Genomic DNA, 22,386 nt, shown 5'->3' with positions numbered 1-22,386 from the left:
TAAATAATATAAATAATGAATAAATTAGAAAACAAAGTAGCGGTAGTTACCGGTGCATCGAAAGGAATAGGCGCAGCGATCGCCAAGCACTTTGCCGCAGCCGGCGCGAAGGTAGTGGTGAATTATGCCACCAGTAGAGAAGGCGCAGATAAAGTAGTTAAGGAAATCACGGATAACGGCGGCACGGCCATCGCTGTACAGGCCGATGTTTCGAGCGAAGCCGACGTAACCAGGCTATTTGAAGAAACCAAAACGACTTTCGGCGCATTGGACGTTTTAGTAAATAACGCGGTAGCTCAAGGATACGCGCCTATTGAACAGATTTCGGGGGAGGCATTTCACCAAAGTTTCAATGTCAATGTTTTAGGGCCTATATTGACTATCCAGGCGGCGCTGAAACTTTTCGGCGATAAGGGCGGAAATATTATCAATATCAGTTCCGGTGCGAGTAAGTATCCGCTTGCGAATGCATCATTATACTCTTCAACTAAAGCAGCACTTGATGCCTTCACTATTGCTTTATCTAAGGAGTTGGGTGTTAAAAACGTTCGGATCAATTCTATTTTACCCGGCGCTACGGATACGGAAGGAGCCGCAAGTGCAGGCGTCACTCGGGGCAGCGACTATGAAAAAATGTTTATCGAAAAAACGCCGCTTGGCCGCAGGGGCCAGCCCGCAGATATCGCGAAAGCTGCTGTCTTTCTGGCTTCCGACGATGCTGCCTGGATCACCGGTGAGCTAATTTCCGTTTCTGGCGGTATGTATGGTTTTTAAATTCATAAACCAGAAAAATGAAAGACAATGAAACCCAATAATTTGTTGACGGTGGTTTAACCAACTATTAAATAAAAGAAATGTTTCGAAATATAAGTTTCTTTCAATCCCTGTTTCTTCCAGAACAGGGATTTTTTGTTACTTCAAATGACCTATAGTACCTTACAAGTAAGGAGTAGAGAGTTGAAATTTCTTGTACCATATTTCTACTGCCCCAGTTTTTTGATATATAAATTAACCAATCGACTGTTGCTTAGCTTTGATGCAAATCTTCAGGGCCTGACAGGCGTTACCTTGAGATTATCCAGAACCAATGTATAAGGGTATGTGCCTACACTTCCTGAATTCTTTCCTGTTACCTTGAATGTAAACTCTTTCTTGCTACTGCTATTAACTTTCCAGTAACCTAAATTAAAATCCAGATACTTAGCACTCGTATCATATAAATCAACCGTATCGCCAACGGTTGAGCTGTAGGTACTTCCATAAGCGGATGTACTCAACTGAAACTTTCCGCGTGGCATATATTTTTTGGCGTGTACAGTTACGAAATAAGTTCCGGGTGACAAAACTGTTGGGGTCGTATATTTTACAAAATCACCCACAGCAGTGGCGTCAAGAATACTTAGTTTCCCGTTTACCGCGAGCGGGTCATTATTAACATGCACAGTTCTGCCCGCAGTATGGGTTTCGGCTAACGAATCCAGCTCAAAGGTTTTAGAAGTTCCTTTGCTGCCAAGAGTTATGGCGTAACTGTCTTTGGGATCGAGCCATTCGAAATTAATATCCAGTTGATCGTTGATAACTGTGAAGTTACCTGTACATGAAGCTACGGTATCGGTTTTGCTTACTGCCCCATTGCTGGCATAAGGGATATGCTCTACGATCACAAAAACCTGCTGCCCTTCCATTGCATGGGATGAACTTACATGATTTAAATGAACAGTTATACCTCCGGTAAGCTGCCCTTTATTTCCCAATACAATCTTTGCCAGGCTGCTGTCCCTATCCGCTGTTGCAATCAGGTCTATGTTAGTGCTTGGTGAGGTGGCTACTTTTTTCCCGGTCATATTTCCATATTTTTTCCACCACCACCACTCACCCCGTGTATACCATGTCATAGCTGCGTCCTTAAAGACCATATTATCGAGTTCATTATCAGTACTAAAAACGGCATGTACTGCTCCTTCAATCCCTGAACGCTCCAATTGACTGGCCAACCAGCCCACTCTTCCTGGATTTGCCTCAAAGCTCGGACTGGAATTATCAATGTACTCATTTATAATTACAGGCGGAACCCCGGTTCCATACAGGGCTTTTACCGCAGCTATTTGAGCAGATGGTGTAGTGCCGCCTGTACCTGGAAAATGCCAGGTAAGAAAATCAGGCTTGAGATTGTGTGCCTTTAAGGAATCTATCAGTTGTTTTAATGCAGGATAATCAGGCCCCGAAGTTTCCCATGAATATTTGTAGGCTATGTCAGTCATACTTGGCCCCTCTACAGTGATCTTTTTATGGAGGGTATCACTTAACCGCTTTAAATATCCCACTGCAAACAAAAATGTTTGACAAAATCTTTTCCTGTTAGAGTCTACGGCTGCATGACTCGGTGAGCTTAACGATCCGCCGGCCGGATTCCAGAATTGCGGTGTATTAGGTTCATTCCAGATATCAAAATGAACACTGTCCTCTTTTATTCCTGCGTTGAAAATGCTTACTACTTTGTCATGTAAATACTTCTGGTACTTCGCCCAATCGCTTCCTGATGTTCCGCCAGGCCATGTGGTCGATGAATAGCCCCAGCCTTCTGAAAGTACAACTATTACTTTCATTTTAAACTGTGCGTTTCTGGCTTTTCGCAAAATAGCATTAGTAGCTGATAAACGATGGAACTGCGCTTTTATAGGTTTTATATATACATCCGGAGGGGATGATGATGGCATAAAACCTAAAAGTAAGCCACTTGCATGATAAGCTATAGAATCTCCCTGAGAGCCAAAATCGACACTGACAGTTTCCAGACTTTGAACAGATTGCGAGATAAGTGACCTGCTTTTTACTGAAGCAGTCTGATATTGTTCCGGCGACATCATTTTTTTACATGAAGTTAAGCCAAGCAACAAAAGCGGAAGATACAGCTTTTTTAGGTTTAGGTTAAGGTAATACATAGGCTTGTGGTTTAAAAGAATATCAATTAATGCATTAACAGCTATAGTTCTTTAATTTATTTATAATTAACAACTTACGTAAAATAATGTTTCATTGAACCATAGAGATATTCTCGTCTGGGTAAACAGCATTTGATGAGGGGCTGGCATTAAAGAGTAGGGTGTTCCATTGGCTCATTATCCGGTTCAGCTATACACCTAACAAACTGTTGAAAAAATGCTAATAGCAGGTAAAACAGTAACACCGATCAGTTAATACTTCGATTTATAGTACGGTTTTCGAAATCGGCTGCTAATCTTTCTGGCATGCCGCAAAATTAAAAAATAATGGCGGAATGCCGCCCTAAGGCTCCGCCTGCCGGTCAGGTAGCTGATTTGCTGAACATCTGTATTAAATCGTACATCATTTCAAAAAGCTCTTTTTTCCCCGGGAGCCCGGTACCATAAATCATGTTTTCAAGCATGTCGCGGTAATCCGTCTGAAGGGCAGCAATAAGCTCCTGGGTGGGCGAATAGAAGTTGATATGTGCAGGTTAAAGCGAATCGTTATCTGAAAAAATAGCGCAAACGGTTGCTTTGCCCAATATTATGGCATAAGCATACGATCTTCGTCCTTTTTTTTGTTTAAGAGATAAATATCTTCCCGGGGAAGTTTTCAATTATAAATAATCTTCTATATTTGTGTGTGCGCACACATTTATTTATTGGTCTTATTTTTCCTCCTAATTTATCAACTATGCTAAAAAGACTTTTGTTTTTAATTTGTATCGGCCTAACGAGCGTTGCTAAAGCTCAGGATGTTTTTCTTTCGGGCGTAAAACCGGGGAAGGCATTGGTGTTTGCGACTAAGGGCGCATTAGTTTTAAAAAATAATTGTCTATCTGTAAAGTGGCTTGCCGGTAAATCGATAATTGCTATAAACGAATCTGCCGTTCTGGATAAGAGAGAAATTAACTTAAAAGGCTCCCCTTTATTTGAGTTGGAATTTAAGGATGGTACTGTAATCAATTCTTTCGGTTTTCAATTAAGTGCCACTCCTAAAATTGTTCAGATCAAAGGAGATCCTGAGGCTGTTAAATTTTCTGAAAAAGAAGATGGTGTGGCAATTTCAGCCGAATTTTTGAATGTGAAATATGGTGTTCGTGTAAAGTGGGAGGCTATTTTGAAAGATAATTCCAATTACATCAGACAGGTTTTTGGCGTTTTTGCTTTGAAAGACTCTTTAAAGATCAGGAAATTGAACCTAATCAGTTTTCCGGCAGAAACGGGCATTAAGCCGTTAGGGGTTGTGGATGGATCGCCCATGGTATCGGATGATTTCTTTTTTGCATGTGAAAGTCCGATAAGTAGATACAATAATCAGAATGGCCGGGTCAGCAGTTATATTGAACGGCTGGCGCCAACTCTTGATTTCGAGGTATCTACCGTATGGGGCGTTGCTCCTAAAGGACAGTTACGGAGGGGCTTTCTTTATTATCTGGAGCGGGAGAGAGCGGTGCCGTACCGCCAGATGCTTCATTATAATTCGTGGTATGATCTTTCCTGGGCCGATCGTAAGTTAACTGAAGCTGGTTGTCTTGATCGTATTCAGGCATTCGGTGACAGTCTTACGGCGAAACGTCATATTAGCTTAAACGCATTTTTGTTTGACGATGGCTGGGATGACAACCAAACACTGTGGCAGGTCAGCCAAAAGAACTTTCCTGCGGGTTTTGATAACATTAAAGCACTGGCTAACAAATATGGAAGTTCATTAGGGGTGTGGATGTCGCCCTGGGGGGGCTACGAGCAGGCAAAGGAACAGCGGTTGCAATATGGTCGAAGCCAAAATCCTCCTTTTGAAACCAATTTACATGGGTTTTCGCTTTCCGGACCTGTTTATTCGTCCAGGTTTAAAAGTACTGCAGCTGAGTTTGTTACTAATGATGATATCTCGATGTTTAAATTTGATGGCGTAGGGGCGGGAGATCAGTCGACTGGTGCTACTATTGATTATCAAACAGATATGGAGTCTTTGCTGAATTTGGTAACGGGCCTGCGTAAGGTAAAACCGGATCTGTATTTTAGTCTTACCATAGGTACCTGGCCATCGCCTTTCTGGCTTAAATATGGTGATGCAATTTGGCGGAATGGCTGGGATACAAATATGGAAGGGCAGGGCAACAGCCGTCAGCAGTGGCTCAATTACCGGGATGGTCAGGCTTATAAAAATATCGTAAAGCGCGCTCCTCTTTATCCTCTAAGCTCCCTGATGTATCACGGAATTTGTATTGCAGATAACGGTGCGCCTGCCAAATTTGACATGAATGATAAAGACATCTCTGATGAAATTTGGTCGTTTTTTGGATCTGGAACCAGTTTGCAGGAGTTGTATATCAATCCTCATAAGTTAAACAAGACCAACTGGGACTGCCTTGCCGCTGCTATAGAATGGTCGCGCAAAAATGCAGATATTATGCCGGATGTTCATTGGGTAGGAGGTGATCCATCTAAAGGGGAGGTTTATGGTTTTGCCGCCTGGTCGCCCAAAAAAGCTGTAATTACCTTAAGGAATCCTTCAAATACAGCTAAAACCTATCTGGTTGATACCCGTAAAGTATTTGAATTGCCATTAAATAGCAATGTAAACTACATGTTTTATAATGCTAAAGTTGGTACTAAGGGAACTAAGTCATATGTATTTAAAGGAGCTGTTCATGCTGTTAAGCTTGAGCCGTTTGAAGTGATGGTGTTAAACGCCGCGCCCTCAAAATGACGATTTAAACCGCTTGTTTTCCTTTGATTGTATAAATGAGTTTTGTTGAAAAGTGTGTGCGTAAACGCATGATGTGTTGTATAATAAAATCGTCCTTAAAGTAAATTAAAAATGAAACGTATATCCATAGTAATATTACTAATCATTTGTTTTTTTAATAAAGCATCCTTTTCGCAAAATATACCTTCATATAAATGGTATGATCCGGTTAAGGCTGATTTTCCGGTTATAGAAGGGCAGGGCTGGTCAAAAGAAACGGCAAGCGGTTACGAGCGGTTCCCGGCGCGGGCTGAAAAGACCCTCAATCCCAATGTGTGGAACATCTCGCATAGCAGCGCCGGCTTGTACATTAAGTTTAAAACAGATGCGCAGAACCTGGTTATCCGTTATAAAGTTAAAGGTGATTTTGCTATGTGGCACATGCCGGCCACCGGTGTAAGCGGCGTGGATCTTTATGCTTTGGATCCCAATGGCAAATGGTGTCAGGCTCCGGGTAGTTTCTCGTTTAAGGATACCATTACCTACAAGTTTTCGAATATTAAAGTAAGTGCTGCTTTCCCGGGGAGGAGTTATGAGTACCGGCTTTTCCTGCCTTTGTATAATTCGTTATCATGGCTTGAAATAGGTGTTCCATCAAGTAGTGCATTTAACTTTATGCCTTTATCCAAAGAAAAGCCGGTGCTTGTGTATGGAACATCCATTGCACAGGGCGCTTGCGCTTCAAGGCCGGGTTTGGCCTGGACTTCTATTTTGGAACGTGCATTGGATCGTCCTTTGATCAATCTTGGTTTTTCAGGTTCCGGACTGCTTGAAAAGTCTGTCATCGATTTGATGGCAGAGGTGGATGCAAAAATATATGTGCTTGATTGCATGCCCAATATGGCAAGTTTTTCTGACCAGGAAATCGAAACACGTTTATCAGTATCAATACAAACTTTGAAGGAGAAGCACCCGCTGGTTCCGATATTGCTGGTTGAGCATAGTGGTGGCAATGCCGATGGATTGCTGGATACAGGTAGGAATGCAGGCTATGGTCACGTTAATAAAATACTCGGCCAGGCTTATTCCAAGCTGATGGCAGCCGGAACAAAGGGGCTTTATTTATTAGCCGGCAAAGAAATCGGTTTTGATATCAATTCAACAGTTGATGGCTTGCACCCCAACGATATCGGTATGGAGCAATATGCAGTTGCGTATGAAAAAGCCATCCGAACCATAATTAATGAGCCAACCGGTAGCTATTCAACTACCCGGCCCGTAGTGCAAAGCAGGGATGGCTATTATGATTGGCGAAACAGGCATAATGAAATATTATCGCTCGTTAAAACTGGTGCACCAAAGATTGTATTCCTTGGTAATTCTATCCTGAATTACTGGGGCGGTGAACCTAAGGCGCCTTTAGCACGGGGAGCTGAGTCATGGGATAAATATTTGGGACCCCTGGGGGTAAAAAATTTTGGTTTTGGCTGGGACCAGGTTGAGAATGTTTTATGGCGGGTATATCATGAAGAAATAGACGGCTTTAAGGCTGATAAGGTTATGATTATGATAGGCACCAATAACTTGTCTGCCTGCAATGATCAGGAAATAGCAGAAGGATTAAAAATGCTTGTGCAGGCAGTAAAGAAGCGTCAGCCTGAAGCGGAGATTCTTTTATCGGGTTTGTTGCCCAGGAGGGCAATGGAAAGCCGGATAAAGGTGCTTAATAAAGTTATTGCAAAACTGGCAGCTCAAACTAAAGTTGGTTTTATTGATCCGGGTAAATTATTGCTTGATCATACCGGGAAGATCAATGAATCGCTTTTTGGGGATGGCCTGCACCCCAACGAGGTCGGTTATCAAAAGCTGGCGGTGGCATTGGTGCCGTATCTTAAAAAATAATAAAGATGTCGGTATGAAATGCCCTTAGCACGTGCAGCGCTGAAACAAGTTCAGTATAGCAGAATTGTTTTAAAAGTAATTTTTATCAAATTATAGTCGATATCGATGGGATAGGCTATATTAAATTACTTTTGCTATCTTTTCTACGCTAAAGTTTATTATGAAGAATAAAATTGTTCGCATTAAAGATATTGCTGAAAAAGCGAAGGTTTCGACAGGCACGGTTGACAGAGTACTGCATAAACGCGGGCGGGTATCAAAAAAGGTAGAAGAGAAGGTGCTCAAAATTATTGAAGAGATGGATTATGAGCCCAATCTTATGGCGAGGGCGTTGGGATCCAATAGAATATACCAAATAGCGGCCTTGATACCCGATCATGAAATTGATTCCTATTGGCACGCGCCTAAAGCCGGAATTGAAAAGGCCGAAAAAGACCTGAAGCAATACGGTATTATTGTACAACAGTATGTGTTTGATCCTTATGATGTAGATTCATTTATAAGCAAGGCCAATAAATTAACCAATGATAAACCGGATGGCATAATTTTATCGCCTATATTTTACCGGGAAACACTACCTTTTTTCGAGAAATGGAAAGCTGCCGAAATTCCCTTTGTGTTGTTTAATACACAAATTGCCGAATGTGAGCCCTTAAGTTATATCGGCCAGGATTCATACCAGAGTGGTTTTTTGGCTGGTAAGCTTATTCATTACGGGCAACCCGATTCCTGCTCTGTTTTAATTGCACACATTGATGAAGAGACGAGCAACGCCGCTCACCTCTTAAAAAAGGAACAGGGATTTCGCAATTATTTTTCTCAAAATAACCTTGAGCATCAGTACAAAATTCTGAGGGTTGAGTTAAACAGGTCAAATGCCGCTGTTTTCATGAAACAACTGAGTGATGTTATTGACAGTACCCCTGATTTAGCCAGCATTTTCGTAACAACCTCTAAGGCTCATGAAATTGCGAAGTATCTGGAACAGCGTTATATAAAGCATATCAAAATAATAGGATATGATTTGCTTGCCCCCAATCTGTATTTTCTGAATAAAGGAACAATCAGCTTCCTGATCAATCAAAACCCTAAGGGGCAGGGTTATTGGGGTATATATCAATTAACCGATAGCCTGGTATTCAAAAAGGAAGTACCTGTTATCAAATATCTTCCGCTTGATATCGTTACGAAGGAAAATGTGAACTACTACGCTGATGATGACGATGCCGTTTTTTTAGATATCTGATTACTCTCCAGTCATCTGTATTTCATGCGCAATCTTGCTTTGCTTGTGTTCATTCACCTGATTTAAATTCCTTAGGCTAATCATTTTCCGCTAAAGACCAATATTGTCAGGTTTAGGAAAAAATCTGCAATAAATTATTTTATCCCCCGCAGGAATGCCATGCTTTTGAAGTTTTTACTTCGTGGTTTGGTGCCATTGCGTGCAGGAAAATAGTTAGCAACATTTTTTCGTATGGAGCCGAAGGCAGTTTGGTCCCGCGTCGGCCGGATGAGTTCTCCCTGGCTGATCTGTCCCATTCATATAACTCTCAAATTTTCCGATACATTTTTCCCATTTTAAAAAATATTAACAAAAATTTAAACAAATGTGTGCGAACACACTAATATAATTATATTTGTATCAAGGTGTTTATGATAATTTAATGTGTTCGTAAACATTTTCTTGTTCGCCATGTATAAAAGAAAAGAAATGTCATATAATATCTCTGAAATAGTATCCAGTTTTTGCATCGAAGGAAATGTAGCAGCTATCACTGCTTACGGGTCTGGTCATATCAACGATACCTTTCATGTTAAAAATGCAGATCCCGGATTGCCCGGTTATTTGCTTCAGCGAGTCAATCATAAAGTATTTGAAAATGTTCCGGCACTGATGGGGAATGTGCAGTTGGTAACTGAGCATCTTAAAAAAAAGCTTGCTCAAATCCCCGGCGCAAACCCTGCTAAAGAAGTGCTCACCATAGTGGGGACTAAAGATCAGCAGTGTTTTTTTTGTGACCCAGCGGGGAATTACTGGCGGATGTTCTGCTTTTTGGCGGATACTAAAAATTACGACATGGTACTTACTGAGCAGCAGGCTTATGAGGGCGGTAAGGCATTTGGGAAATTTCAGCTACTGTTGTCGGATCTTGATGCAGGCTTGCTTTACGAAACTATCCCCGGCTTTCATAACATAGCCATGCGGCTTGATCGTTTAAATAATGCGGTATCGGCCGACCCGAAAAACCGGATCAAGGACGTATTGACTGAGTTGTCGTTTGTAATTGAAAGAGCAGGCTCAATGGTTGCAATCATGAATTTGGGAAAAGAAGGGAAGCTACCGCTACGTATTATCCATAACGATACCAAATTCAATAACATATTGCTTGATATGAATGACCGGGCACAGTGCGTAATAGATCTGGATACAGTTATGCCCGGCTACGTTGCTTATGATTTTGGTGATGCTATCCGCACCATTATCAATACCGCGGCCGAGGATGAGAAAGATGTTACAAAGATAGACCTGAACATTCCCTTGTTTAAAGCCTATGCCGAAGGTTATTTTGAATATGCCGGTAGCTTTTTGTCAGAAACGGAGGTCAAATCGCTTTCAATGGGAGTTTTATTAATACCCTATATGCAGGGCGTGCGTTTCCTTACAGATTATATAGAGGGCGATGTTTATTATAAGACCCACTTTCCGGAACATAATTTACAGCGAACCAGGGCCCAGTTCGAGTTGCTCAGCAAGCTTGAGCGAAATTATGATGTTTTAGATCAGATAATTTATAACGCAGCAAAAAAGTACGTACAAATAACAACCGAAATTAAACAATGGCACTTACAGTAGCATTTTTAGAAGATGTGGACAAAGGCAGTCCTATTGAACACATGTCTGTTTTGTTAGACGAACAGGAGAAACATCTTGTTGGAATTGTACCATGGCCCGATTATGAATATAAACCCGATGTTCATTTTGCAATAGCCTATAGTACTGATTGTTTTATGTTGAAGTACTACGTAAAAGAGAAAGCGATAAAAGCTTCCTATTACAGGCCCAATGAGCCCGTTCATCAGGATAGTTGTGTGGAGTTTTTCATTGGTTTTGGCACCGAACTGGAATATTACAATTTTGGATTTAACTGTATCGGTACTTGTTCGCTTGGCTTTGGAAGAGGCAGGGAAAATCGCGAAGTATCGCCGGAAAAACTAATAAGGCTTATAAAGTCTCAAACCCGGTTAACACAGGAAATCAATCATGGAAACGGCGATATAAGTTGGGAGCTTACGCTGATGTTACCGTTAGATGTGTTTTATCATCATTCATTTACATCATTAAAAGGGCAGCAATGCCATGCTAATTTTTATAAATGCGGCGATGAACTGCCGGAGCCGCATTTTTTAACCTGGCATAACATTGAATGTGACGATCCTGACTTTCACCATCCTGAGTTTTTTGGCGAAATAAAACTGGAAGTTTAGCATAGCTATGAATCAATGATGTGTTCTTGAGCCCATTCATACAAAAAAAGGTATTGAGTTTATTGTTTTTATTATTAGTACTGTATATCCGGAAAACTACGAGATTATGAAAATGAAGTTTACATTAATGCTGTTATTGTGCAGTGCCGTTGCTTTGGCGCAGACTAAAGCTGGCGGAGTTTACCAGGAACTTCCAGATCCAAAACCTGTAAATCAGGCAAGCTGGAGTACACTGAAGCCCGGTGTTTACGTAAGTTTTGCCACAGCCGATATGCGTTATGATAAAAATAATGCTCCTGCCATATCTCCTTTGCAGGCTCAATGGAAAACCAAAGCATGGAAAGGAGAAAAGGTGCATACTCAATTCCTGGTATGGACAACCCGAAACCTGAAACAATTGAGCTTTGTATGGAGTAAACTTAAAGATGATAAAGGGCATGAAATTTCCGTAAAAGATATCAATGCAAGCTTTGTGCGCTATGTGATGGCCGATGGACTAAACAATGAAGGCGGTGGCTGCGGTATCCCGCCCGGTCATGATTCCAGTCTTGTTGAGGATGTTATTGACCCTGTAAAAATGCTCCCGGCAGGTAAAAATACCACCCGGCCGGTTTGGTTAAGTGTTAGGGTTCCGGCTAATGCGGTGGAAGGCCTTTATCGGGGGAGCGTAAAAGTAATTGAAGGAAATGATAACCCTCCTTTAATTTTGAATTATTCCGTACAGGTACTTGATCATACTTTGCCGGCACCGGAACACTGGAAGTTTCACCTGGATCTGTGGCAAAATCCTTATTCGGTGGCCCGGGTATATGGTGTAAAGCCCTGGTCAAAGCAACACTTTGATATAATGCGCCCCTACATGACGATGCTGGCAAATGCCGGGCAGAAAGCAATTACGACCACACTTATCCATGACCCCTGGAATAGCCAAACCTATGATATTTATGGGTCGATGATAAAATGGACTAAAAATAAGAATGGCTCATGGCTGTACGATTATTCGGTGTTTGATCATTGGGTGTCTTTTATGATGTCATTGGGGATTAATAAGTTAATCAACTGCTATAGCATGATCCCCTGGAACCTGAAGTTTTACTATTTCGACGAAGCTTTGGGAAAAGACACAATGATTGCAGCTAAGCCAGGCTCGGCAGAGTATGAAGCACATTGGCGACCTATGCTGACTGATTTTGCCCGTCATCTGAAAGAAAAAGGATGGTTTAATAAAACCACCATAGCTATGGACGAAAGATCTATGGCTGATATGCAAAAAGCTATAGCTTTAATAAAAAGCGCAGATAAAGATTTTAAGATTTCATTAGCGGGCAATTACCATCCTGAAATTGAAAAAGACCTGTTTGATTACAGCATAGCCTCTAACCAGGTAATGGATGAAGCGACAATACGTTTGCGCCGGGAATCGGGCTTAAATACTACGTATTATACCTGCTGCACAGAAGGACATCCCAATACATTTACTTTTTCGGCCCCGGCCGAGTCTGTTTGGCTAGCATGGCATGCTGCTTACAAAGGATATGACGGGTACCTGAGGTGGGCGTACAATTGCTGGACCAAAGGTGCTTTACGTGATACCCGATTTGGATCATGGTCATCGGGCGATGCTTATTTGGTTTACCCCGGCCCGCGCTCTTCTATTCGCCTGGAACGATTGATCGAGGGCATCCAGGATTTTGAAAAAATTAATGTTTTAAGAGAGCTTTTTATAAAAAACAACCAGCAGGATAAATTGCTTCAGCTAAAAAACATATTGGAAGGTTTTGACATTGGGGAGTTAAAAAATAAGAATGCCGCCGAAACACTTCAGGCTGCGCAGGAACGACTGAATAGCTTATAAATCAATAAAAAACGTTTTAATTATTTATATTTATTGTTTGCCTGCTTTCGTTTCAGCTTTTTTTTGACTTTATTTACTACCTGCCGATTATTTTGAAAAGCTTAACGTAAATGGCTTATACTAAGCCCAGGAGGAATAGCTTTTTTAATTTTTAACAGTAAAAAATAAATATTGATCATGTGGTAAATTTGGTGGCCGGGGAGATTTGAATAATGCAAATTGCCCGGTGAGAGCGGGTCTTCACCGGCGTTTATGGCCGGTGTGTTGAAAATAAAACCAATAAACAACAATAAGTACATTCTTTGGATGATGCCAATTATAAATTTATAATGCAGAATGAATAGCCTGGAAGTTCAGCTGATGACGGATGAGGATCTTATAGCATTGATCAGGGAGAATGACCTTGGGGCGTTTGAACGTATTTATAATAAATATTGGTCAAAGCTTTATCTTTCAGCATATAACATCATCAGAGATCGCCAGGTAGCTGAAGATGTAACTCAGGAAGTATTGGTAAACTTGTGGATGAAACGGGCCAATCTTAAACTCACTTCTTTAAATGCCTATTTATATACATCTGTTCGTTACCAGGTGTTTAATGTTATCCGTTCAGGTAAGGTAAGGGCCGATCTTTTTAACAGGCTGGAGGAACTTTTTAGTCACAACGGTGGTGAAGATCTCCTTTCTGAAAAAGATATCAACCGTTTGCTGGAGCAAGGTGTTGCCGGGTTGCCTGAAAAATGCCGCCAGATTTTTATTATGAGCCGCAAAGAGCATTTATCAACCAAAGAAATTGCCGAACGGTTGGGTATAGCTCCAAAAACAGTCGAAAATCAATTAACTGTAGCCTTGAACCGCTTGCGTAAAACACTGGGCGATTTTGTTTGCATAACCGCTATTATGTTATGCAAACACTGGTTTTAAGTGCGTAAGCGATTTGCACTCTTTTCTTTACTTGTAGTTTTAAAAATGTTATTATGTAAGTGTTGCAAAGCTGCTTGAAACCTAAGACAGGAGCATTGTAATTTTCCCCATCGATTCTCTGTGGCCTGTCTCAACAACGTCCCTAATACGTTCTTTTAACGCTTATAGATGGCGCTTTTTTGAATGGAAAAAGTGTGTTGCTTCATCTAATCAAATCTGAATATCCCGGTTCAATTACTGAAAATTTAATAATTGCTTAATGATATAGAAATATTTTAAAATTCTTTGGGGGTAGGGCCTGTTCCGCGTTACTTACATACAATAACTACCCAAATGGAAAAAGAAACACTAATAAACTTAATAAACAAATACTTAACAAACCAGGCTACTCCCGAAGAGGAGGCCCGTTTGTTAAGCTATTATGATGCACTCCAAAAAAACAAGCTGCAATGGGACGAGCTTGAAATGGGCAATGAAAATGTAACTAAAAATGAGCTGTACAGCAAGGTACTATCGGAGATAAAAAACCGTGAATCTGCATCGAAAAAAGTTATTTTTCTGAGAAGATGGTTTGTGGCGGCGTCTATTGCAACGTTGCTGATTGCGTCGGCTTTATTGGTTTTTTACATGAAGCGTAACAGCTCATATTTTATCGCTAAAAATAACACTCAACCAGTAAATAAGCACAGTATTGCCCCGGGGGGGAATAAAGCATTGCTGACTTTAGCTGATGGTTCAAAAATAACCCTTGATGACGCCGCATCCGGCGAATTAGCCAAACAATCGGGCACAAAAGTATCCAAGGCGGCAAATGGTCAGTTGGTTTATACGGCAGTAAATTCTGCATCCCATGCAACTGCTCCGGGTTTGCCCGAATATAATACTATTGAAACCCCAAAAGGGGGGCAATACCAGGTTGATTTACCGGATGGTACTAAGGTTTGGTTAAATGCCAGTTCTTCACTCAAGTATCCTACAAATTTTGACGGTAAAGTACGCCGGGTTGAATTAGCGGGAGAAGCCTACTTTGAGGTTGCAAAAAATGCGCATAAGCCATTTAAGGTAATCAGTAACAACCAGGAGGTTGAGGTTTTGGGCACGCACTTTAATATCAGTTCCTATACCGACGAAACCTCTGTTAAAACTACTTTATTAGAAGGCTCGGTTAAAGTATCAGCACTCAAGGCCAATCAATCCAAATTACTGAAACCGGGTCAGCAATCTGATATCAATTACGCAAATAACTCCATTTTGGTGCAGTCGGTTGATACCGAAGAGGTTGTAGCGTGGAAAAATGGCTATTTCCTTTTTATCGACGAAGATTTGAAAAGCATCATGAACAAGTTTGCCCGCTGGTATAATGTTGAGGTTGTATATCAGGGCAACGTGGATAATTTAAGATTTGGGGGGATGGTGTCGCGTTCAAAAGACCTGGCGCAGGCATTGAAGATAATTGAACAGACAGGAAACGTAAAAACCAGGATCGAAGGAAGGAGGGTTATCATTATGCCGTGATCACTACCCAGCATAAGGTAACCTAAAAGGAAAGCCGGAAGTGGTGGAACACTTCCGGCCGGAGAGTTAGGGCTTACCATGAAATTAAATTCGTAGTCCAATTACACCTTAAACCCAAAACAAGTTCAAATGTATGAAATGTTATGAAATAAGTTTATACACACCACCCCGTATAAAAAATAAAGCGTTGTTGATCATGAAATTATCGATCATCTTGTTAGTGGCAACGATACTGCAGGTAAGTGCAAAAAGCTATGCACAAAAAATTACATTGTCAGAAAAAGATGCTCCGTTAGAAAAAGTTCTGAAAGAGATCAGAAAACAAAGCGGTTACGATTTTTTTTATAATTCAAAGCTGATTAAAGAGGCTAATCCGGTTAGTATCAATGTGCAGAATACTGAATTGGAAGAAGTGTTGAAACTGGCACTTTCGGGTCAGCCCTTTATTTATAGCATAGATGATAAAACAATAATTATAAAACCTAAACCTGCGCCTGTTAAGCCACCCGTTGAGGCTGTGCCTGTTATCAAAGTTTCGGGTGTTGTCACTGATTCAAAGGGCGTTACTTTACCCGGCGCAAGTGTGCGTATCAAGGGGACTGATAAGGGGGTAATAACTGATAACCAGGGGCGGTTTACTATTGAAGCTAATAATAACAGCACCCTTGTTATTTCATTTGCCGGTTTCATTGCCAAAGAAATTACAGTTACCGGAGCAACATCTTTCCTGACGGTTCAGCTACTTGATGATACTAAGGGCATAAATGAAGTAGTGGTAGTAGGCTATGGTAAACAAAAGAAGTTGACGATAACTGGTGCTGTTACAACGGTGAATGTAGCCGATATAACAACTCCAAACCGCTCTCTGTCTAATGCACTGGCCGGAAAGGTAGCCGGGGTTATATCGATGCAAAGAAGCGGGGAGCCTGGTTATGATAACGCGTCATTTACCATCAGGGGCATTGGTACCTTTACAGGTAATTCAAACCCGCTTATTATTATAGACGGGGTACAGCGCGATGACGTAAACAGTACCTATGGAGGGGCTTATAATAACATCGACCCGGAGGACATTCAAAGTATTTCCTTGTTAAAAGATGCATCATCAACTGCTGTGTACGGTGCCAAGGGTGCCAACGGGGTTTTGATCATCAACACAAAAAAAGGTGTCGCCGGCAAGCCGAAGATCTCCTTTAAAACGGAAACATCCATGTCGGGCCTTACCCGAACGCCTAAAATGCTGGATGCCGTGTCATGGATGAGGCTACATAACGAGGCAACTACAAATGACGGTAACCCGGCTGCATATTCTGAAGAAACTATCCAGAAAACAGCGAGCGGACTGGACCCATACCTTTATCCAAATGTTAACTGGATAAAGTCTGTATATAAAAATTGGGCCCCCGGCTATAATACAAACTTAAATGTTACCGGCGGTGCTTCAACGGTAAGATATTATGTTTCCGCTTCTTTTTATGACCAGGAAGGGAGTTATAAAGTAACCAAACAAAACGGCTACAATCCCAACCTTAATTTTAAGCGTTACGATTTCAGGTCAAATCTTGATATCGATATCACCAAAACTACTTTATTGACCATGAACCTGGACGCGATGCTGGTGAGCAGCCGCTATCCCGGCATTTCGGCAGGAAATATCTGGTATGAATCGTACTTAACCCCACCCAATGCATTCCCGATAAGATATCCGGATGGTAAATGGGCGGGCCCTTATAACAATGGCGGCTCCAATCCGGTAAATGATATCCAAAACTCAGGTTACAACAGCGAGTTTCGCCCTACCATCCAGTCTGTTTTTTCCCTTAACCAGAAACTGGATGCTATTACCAGCGGACTAAGCGCTATGGCCAGGTTTTCGTTCGACTCATACAGCGAAAATGACAATGGCAGAACAGGCACCAATGATCTTTACTTAGCAACTTCAAGAGACCCGCAGGGTAACCTGGTATTAGGTCAGTCGAGATATGGAAGCCAATTTTTGGGTTATACCCAGTATTCATCTGCCGAAAAAACCATGTACCTGGAAAGCAATATTAATTATGATCAGTCTTTCGGCAAACATCATGTTGGCGGGTTGTTTTTGTACAACATGAGGTCAAGGGTGCAGAGTACAGCAGGTAGTGTTATAAACTCTATTCCTTATAACAACCAAAGTTTGGCCGGCAGGGCAACGTATACATATGCCGATAGGTATTTGCTTGAATTTGATGCCGGTTATACCGGTTCGGAAAACTTTGAGCCGGGCAAAAAATTTGGTTTTTTTCCTGCTGTTTCTGCTGGTTGGGTAATTTCAAGGGAGCCTTTTTTCAAGGGTTTTTCAAAAACGTTTAACCTGCTTAAAATAAGAGGTTCTCATGGTCTTGTAGGTAATGACCAGATTGGCTCAAACTATCAAATCACCAGGTTTCCTTATATCAACCAGTATGGCAGTGGCGGCTCCGTGGGTTTAGGCCTTAACGGAACCATATATGGCGGTACTAAAGAAACTGTTATAGGTGTTGAGAACCTGACATGGGAAAAAGCCAGGAAAGATAATATTGGCCTGGAAATAGGGCTGTTTAATAAGCTGAATATTACTATTGATGCCTATAAAGAGAGGCGGACAAATATTTTAGTTCAGCGAAGCTCATTATCAGGGATACTGGGTGTAAGCGGGGTTGTATTTGCCAATTTGGGCGAAATGAATAACCATGGTGTTGAGGGTAACATTGAATATAATGATAATATAGGCAAGGTGGGCTTGCGTCTTTATGGTAATTTCACTTATAACAATAATAAAATAGTACAGCAGGACGAACCTAAACAGCTGTATGCTTATCAACAGTCAACAGGCCGCAAGTACGGTGATAACCTGATGTACGTTGCGGAAGGGTTATTTACCTCGCAGGAAGATGTTGATAAAAGCCCTACCCAGTTTGGCGCTGTGTTAAGGCCCGGCGATATCAAGTACAAAGATGTAAACGGCGACGGCGTGATCAACAGCTATGACAAGGTTTATACAGGTAAATCCGACATACCTACTATATTGTATGGCGCAGGGTTTACGGTTGGTTATAAAAAGTTTGATCTTTCTCTTTTCTTCCAGGGAACCGGTAATGTAATTATCATGGCAAACGGTTCTTCTATAACCGGTGCGGGTGCAGGCGGCGCGGGTATTGTACCGTTTACAGGCATGGGCACTTACCCGTCGGGTATGCTTGCGATCCTTGAAAACAGGTGGACAGTTGATAACCCGAGTCAGAATGTATACTATCCACGTTTAGGTATTGCTAATCAAAACAGTAATAATTATCAGCCGAGCACATGGTGGTCAAAAGATGCGAGTTTTGTTCGTTTAAAGCAGGCCACATTGGGTTATACTTATAAGCCCCTGTTTCTTACCCAGGCGGGTATAAACTCAGTTTACCTTTATTTAACGGGGCAAAACCTGTTAACCTTCTCCAAATTCAAACTTTGGGACCCTGAACTTGGCTCTAACGGCGCAGGCTATCCACCGGTACGAATACTTGCCTTGGGATTAAGGGTTGCGTTATAGAAATCGTGAATTTAAATCAGTTTCAAAAGAATTTAAAGTGTGCCAAATGAAAAAAAACATACTAATAATGGTAGTTGGGATATGCTTCCTGAGTGCCTGTTTATCGTCCTGTAATTACCTTAATAAAAAACCTGATAACCTGCTGACATCAGATCTGATCTGGAGCACCAGGGCTAATGCCGAATCTTATCTGTATAATATTTACGGTTCTATTGTAGAAACCGACGGGGGGGATTATAGCGCAATGGGAGCAAGTGACGAGTCGTCCGTATCCATTCCGGGCACCAATGTAAGGCAAATGGTTGTTGGCAATTGGAGCCCTGTAAATGCTTATTTTGATTATTGGGGCACGTATTATACCGGCATCCGGTCGTCCTTTATTTTTGAAGCCAATATTGACAAGGTTCCGGCTACCCAATTGAGTGTCAGCTTAAAAAATCAATATAAAGCCGAAGCCCGTTTTTTGCGCGGATGGTTTTACTGGCAGTTAATGAAACAATATGGTCCTGTTGTTAAAATAACAGAAGCGTTAAGCTTAAATGACGACTTCAATAAGTACCCGAGAGCATCTTTTGACGAATGCAAGGATTACGTTAATCAACTGATGGATCAGGCAGCTTCGGGCTTACCTGCCCAGTGGCCTTCAACCAGCAACTATGGCCGTCCAACAAAAGGCGCGTGCCTGGCAGTAAAAGCTCAGCTGGCATTGCTGGCAGCAAGCCCGCTATGGAACGGTAACCCATCATTTGCCTCTTTTAAAAATCAGGATGGTACCCCACTGGCGCCTACAGCATTTGATGCCGGCAAATGGAAAATAGCCGCCGACGCAGCCAAGGCTGTTATTGATTTGAGTGCATACAAGCTATTTACAAACCTTGATAATGGCGGAACCCAGTTTGATCCTTACCTCTCTGTCAGGGACCTTTTCTTAACAAACTGGAACAATGAGATCATCTTTTCAAGAAACTCCTGGAGTTATTGGGGATATACCAAATGTGTATCGCCGGGGCCGGGAGGATATAGCATGTACAATGCCACCCAAAATGTTGTGGATGCGTTTTATATGAATAATGGCCGCACCATTGATGACCCGCTTTCGGGATATACAGCTACCAGTTTTGCTCAAAGTAACGGCACAAAATATTGGGAGCACAGCAAAGGGCAATGGAACATGTATGCCAACCGCGAACCCAGGTTTTACGCCTATATCCAGTATAATGGCCGGCCGGTATTGCCAGCGCCAACTGTTGATGATAAAAACTATTATTCATCAGATGCCAATATCGACGGAACAGGCCGGGTTGAGTTTTATTATAACGGTAAAGCCGGCGCAAAAGCCAGTGGTGCAAGTAATAATATTACCGGATATGATGTATTGAAAAACGTAAGTCCTGCCGATAATATAAGGCAGGATGCTACCAATTACAGGCCTTTTATACTTATGAGATATGCCGAGATCTTGCTGGATTATGTGGAGGCCTTGAATGAATATGATCCCGCTAACTCTAATATCGTGCTTTATCTTGATCAGATCAGGACAAGAGCGGGCTTGCCCGGTATAGAAACTGTTTATCCGGGAGCTGTTGGAAACAAGGATTTAATGCGGAAATATATTTTAAGAGAACGCCAGGTCGAACTTTGTTTTGAAAGCGACAGATACTTTACCCTTGTAAGAAGGCTGTTACTGGGTGCCGATGAAAATCAGACTATCTATGGCCTTAATGTCAACGCTGATGATCAGGGCCAGGGATTTGCGTTTACCGGGCTTTACAACAAAACGCTTTTTCAGAAAAGGGTGTGGAACAATAAAATGTACCTGTTCCCGATATCGCAGTATCAATTAGATCGCGATAGGGCACTGGTACAAAACCCGGGTTGGTAATGCCGGCTCTTATTTGCCCAAGAGGGTGTAGAAGGTCTGGAAATAAATAATTAAATCGTAATTATTCAAATGAAAACATTCATAAATATATTGGCAAAAGGTATCAATCAATACCTGCTTGCCGGGGCGCTTTTTATAATGGTAGCTTTTATGAGCTGTAAAAAAGAAAAAGTTCCTGCACATGATCCTGCATCACCTGTCAGCATCAGTACGTTTATTCCCGCACAGGGTGGCGGCGGTACCGAAGTGCTTATTTCCGGTACTAACTTTTCAACAGATACCTCGCAAATTTCAGTTACCCTGAATGGGTTTAAACTGAAGATCATCGGTGCCAATACCAAACAAATGATGGTAGTGGTGCCTAAAAAAGCAGGTTCGGGACACATTATGGTGGCTATAGGAAACGGAACCGCCACCAGTACAGATATTTTTAATTATCAGTATACACGTACGGTGACGACATTGGCCGGGTCGGGCAAGGCCGGTTTTGCAAACGGACAGGGTACAGATGCCATGTTTGATTTTAGCGGCGAGAATTGGTACAGAAGCTGTGGAGTAACTGTTGATGACAACCTGAATGTTTATGTTGCCGATCCGGGAAATCATTGTATCAGGAAAATTGATACGGCCGGTAATGTATCTACACTCGCCGGTAATCCCCAGGTTTCGGGTTACGCGGATGGTAAAGGAAGCGCGGCAAATTTCTCCATACCTTATGATGTTGCCGTTGATGCCCAGGGAAATGTATATTCCGTTGATCCGGGAAATTATGATATCCGTAAAATAAGCCCCGATGGTACTGCAACCACCTGGGCTTGGGGAAACCAATCGCCATGGAGCGTTGCTGTCGACAGAACAACAGGTTTTGTTTATTACTCCAGTTGCTCCAGCCCCGGAAACATCTACCAGGTATCCGCTCAGTGGACTACTAAGGAGGTTATATCCGGACTTAACTATCCCGCAGGGATCAAATTTGACAAAGCCGGCAACTTATACGTATCGGTTAACGGCGACCAGGTTATCAGGAAATTCAATGCAGGCGACTGGAAGGGTAGTATCATAGCAGGGCAGCTTGGGGTTTCCGGTTATTTAAACGGAGCGGCTACAACTGCAAAATTTGCGTATCCATGGGGTATCGCGGTTGATAACAGCAGTAATATTTATGTAGCAGGCAACGGAACCTGGGACGGTGGGAGCTATAACCCCGACCAAAGCATTCGCTTTATACAGGCCAATACTTTTGATGTAAGCACCTTTGCAGGCAGCGGTACAGCAGGATACGCTGATGCCATAGGAGGATCAGCACTTTTCAGCGCGCCAACGGGTGTTGCTGTTGATAAGAACGGAACTGTGTATGTTCTGGATAAAAACAACAACCGGATAAGAAAAATAGTGTCGGAATAATGAGGGGCCGCATTGAAAATACTATCACAGTTTGGTTTTAACCCTGGCAATGTCCCTTTATTGCCGGGAGGAATTTGAGTAGTAGTTAATAATTGTTTGGTTTATTTAAGAGTACTCCGTAGCAGAAAACATGTTTCTGCTACGGGCAGGTACTGCGCGGTTTTAATTGCCGATAAACTTAATGAA

The 22,386-nt window shown here is 42.0% G+C and carries 13 protein-coding genes; 12 read left to right on the top strand and 1 reads right to left on the bottom strand.

What is annotated here, in order from left to right; translation table 11 throughout:
* Window positions 1–15: 15 nt before the first annotated feature.
* Window positions 16–774: a glucose 1-dehydrogenase gene (locus tag SNE26_RS09435; RefSeq protein WP_321559108.1), complete on the top strand. Its 759-nt coding sequence runs from the start codon at window positions 16–18 to the stop codon at window positions 772–774.
* 272 nt (window positions 775–1,046) lie between these two features.
* Here the strand turns inward: SNE26_RS09435 and SNE26_RS09430 are convergent, their stop codons facing one another.
* A complete protein-coding gene (locus tag SNE26_RS09430) occupies window positions 1,047–2,942 on the bottom strand; it encodes a hypothetical protein (protein WP_321559107.1) in 1,896 nt (631 codons plus the stop codon).
* Window positions 2,943–3,678: 736 nt separating this feature from the next.
* Between SNE26_RS09430 and SNE26_RS09425 the strand changes: the two genes are divergently transcribed.
* The 11 genes from SNE26_RS09425 to SNE26_RS09375 all read left to right on the top strand — a co-directional run bounded on the left by SNE26_RS09425 (window position 3,679) and on the right by SNE26_RS09375 (window position 22,200).
* A complete protein-coding gene (locus tag SNE26_RS09425) occupies window positions 3,679–5,697 on the top strand; it encodes a hypothetical protein (RefSeq protein WP_321559106.1) in 2,019 nt (672 codons plus the stop codon).
* Window positions 5,698–5,808: 111 nt separating this feature from the next.
* The gene (locus SNE26_RS09420; RefSeq protein WP_321559105.1) at window positions 5,809–7,578 is read left to right on the top strand and encodes an SGNH/GDSL hydrolase family protein; all 1,770 of its coding nucleotides are present in this window, start codon (window positions 5,809–5,811) and stop codon (window positions 7,576–7,578) included.
* Window positions 7,579–7,738: 160 nt separating this feature from the next.
* Complete coding sequence (locus SNE26_RS09415; protein ID WP_321559104.1) at window positions 7,739–8,824, top strand: substrate-binding domain-containing protein; 1,086 nt, start codon at window positions 7,739–7,741, stop codon at window positions 8,822–8,824.
* Window positions 8,825–9,292: 468 nt separating this feature from the next.
* Window positions 9,293–10,435: an aminoglycoside phosphotransferase family protein gene (locus tag SNE26_RS09410; RefSeq protein WP_321559103.1), complete on the top strand. Its 1,143-nt coding sequence runs from the start codon at window positions 9,293–9,295 to the stop codon at window positions 10,433–10,435.
* On the top strand, window positions 10,420–11,067 hold the full coding sequence (locus tag SNE26_RS09405; RefSeq protein WP_321559102.1) for a carbohydrate-binding family 9-like protein: 648 nt from the start codon (window positions 10,420–10,422) through the stop codon (window positions 11,065–11,067). The genes SNE26_RS09410 and SNE26_RS09405 overlap by 16 nt, the downstream gene beginning before the upstream one ends.
* Before the next feature lie 112 nt (window positions 11,068–11,179).
* Entirely contained in the window at window positions 11,180–12,922 is a 1,743-nt protein-coding gene (locus SNE26_RS09400; protein ID WP_321559101.1) for a glycoside hydrolase domain-containing protein, read from the top strand.
* A 336-nt stretch (window positions 12,923–13,258) separates the two neighbouring features.
* The gene (locus SNE26_RS09395) at window positions 13,259–13,846 is read left to right on the top strand and encodes an RNA polymerase sigma-70 factor (protein ID WP_321559100.1); all 588 of its coding nucleotides are present in this window, start codon (window positions 13,259–13,261) and stop codon (window positions 13,844–13,846) included.
* A gap of 333 nt (window positions 13,847–14,179) precedes the next feature.
* Window positions 14,180–15,361 carry a FecR domain-containing protein gene (locus SNE26_RS09390; RefSeq protein WP_321559099.1) on the top strand — a complete coding sequence of 394 codons (1,182 nt, stop codon included), beginning with the start codon at window positions 14,180–14,182 and terminating at the stop codon, window positions 15,359–15,361.
* Between the two features lie 196 nt (window positions 15,362–15,557).
* Window positions 15,558–18,914, top strand: a complete 3,357-nt coding sequence (locus SNE26_RS09385) for a TonB-dependent receptor (protein ID WP_321559098.1) — start codon at window positions 15,558–15,560, stop codon at window positions 18,912–18,914.
* Between the two features lie 46 nt (window positions 18,915–18,960).
* Entirely contained in the window at window positions 18,961–20,796 is a 1,836-nt protein-coding gene (locus tag SNE26_RS09380) for a RagB/SusD family nutrient uptake outer membrane protein (protein WP_321559097.1), read from the top strand.
* Between the two features lie 69 nt (window positions 20,797–20,865).
* A complete protein-coding gene (locus tag SNE26_RS09375) occupies window positions 20,866–22,200 on the top strand; it encodes an IPT/TIG domain-containing protein (protein ID WP_321559096.1) in 1,335 nt (444 codons plus the stop codon).
* Window positions 22,201–22,386 lie beyond the last annotated feature (186 nt).

Origin of the sequence: Mucilaginibacter sp. cycad4, assembly GCF_034263275.1 — a bacterium.
Lineage (GTDB): Bacteria > Bacteroidota > Bacteroidia > Sphingobacteriales > Sphingobacteriaceae > Mucilaginibacter.
This window is presented reverse-complemented; position numbering and strand designations above follow the sequence as displayed.

Coding starts and splice junctions, on each gene's coding strand:
- SNE26_RS09410 (WP_321559103.1), top strand. CDS start 9,293: ATGTCATATAATATCTCTGAAATAGTATCCAGTTTTTGCATCGAAGGA.
- SNE26_RS09400 (WP_321559101.1), top strand. CDS start 11,180: ATGAAGTTTACATTAATGCTGTTATTGTGCAGTGCCGTTGCTTTGGCG.
- SNE26_RS09415 (WP_321559104.1), top strand. CDS start 7,739: ATGAAGAATAAAATTGTTCGCATTAAAGATATTGCTGAAAAAGCGAAG.
- SNE26_RS09380 (WP_321559097.1), top strand. CDS start 18,961: ATGAAAAAAAACATACTAATAATGGTAGTTGGGATATGCTTCCTGAGT.
- SNE26_RS09385 (WP_321559098.1), top strand. CDS start 15,558: ATGAAATTATCGATCATCTTGTTAGTGGCAACGATACTGCAGGTAAGT.
- SNE26_RS09420 (WP_321559105.1), top strand. CDS start 5,809: ATGAAACGTATATCCATAGTAATATTACTAATCATTTGTTTTTTTAAT.
- SNE26_RS09430 (WP_321559107.1), bottom strand. CDS start 2,942: ATGTATTACCTTAACCTAAACCTAAAAAAGCTGTATCTTCCGCTTTTG.
- SNE26_RS09375 (WP_321559096.1), top strand. CDS start 20,866: ATGAAAACATTCATAAATATATTGGCAAAAGGTATCAATCAATACCTG.
- SNE26_RS09390 (WP_321559099.1), top strand. CDS start 14,180: ATGGAAAAAGAAACACTAATAAACTTAATAAACAAATACTTAACAAAC.
- SNE26_RS09395 (WP_321559100.1), top strand. CDS start 13,259: ATGAATAGCCTGGAAGTTCAGCTGATGACGGATGAGGATCTTATAGCA.
- SNE26_RS09435 (WP_321559108.1), top strand. CDS start 16: ATGAATAAATTAGAAAACAAAGTAGCGGTAGTTACCGGTGCATCGAAA.
- SNE26_RS09425 (WP_321559106.1), top strand. CDS start 3,679: ATGCTAAAAAGACTTTTGTTTTTAATTTGTATCGGCCTAACGAGCGTT.
- SNE26_RS09405 (WP_321559102.1), top strand. CDS start 10,420: ATGGCACTTACAGTAGCATTTTTAGAAGATGTGGACAAAGGCAGTCCT.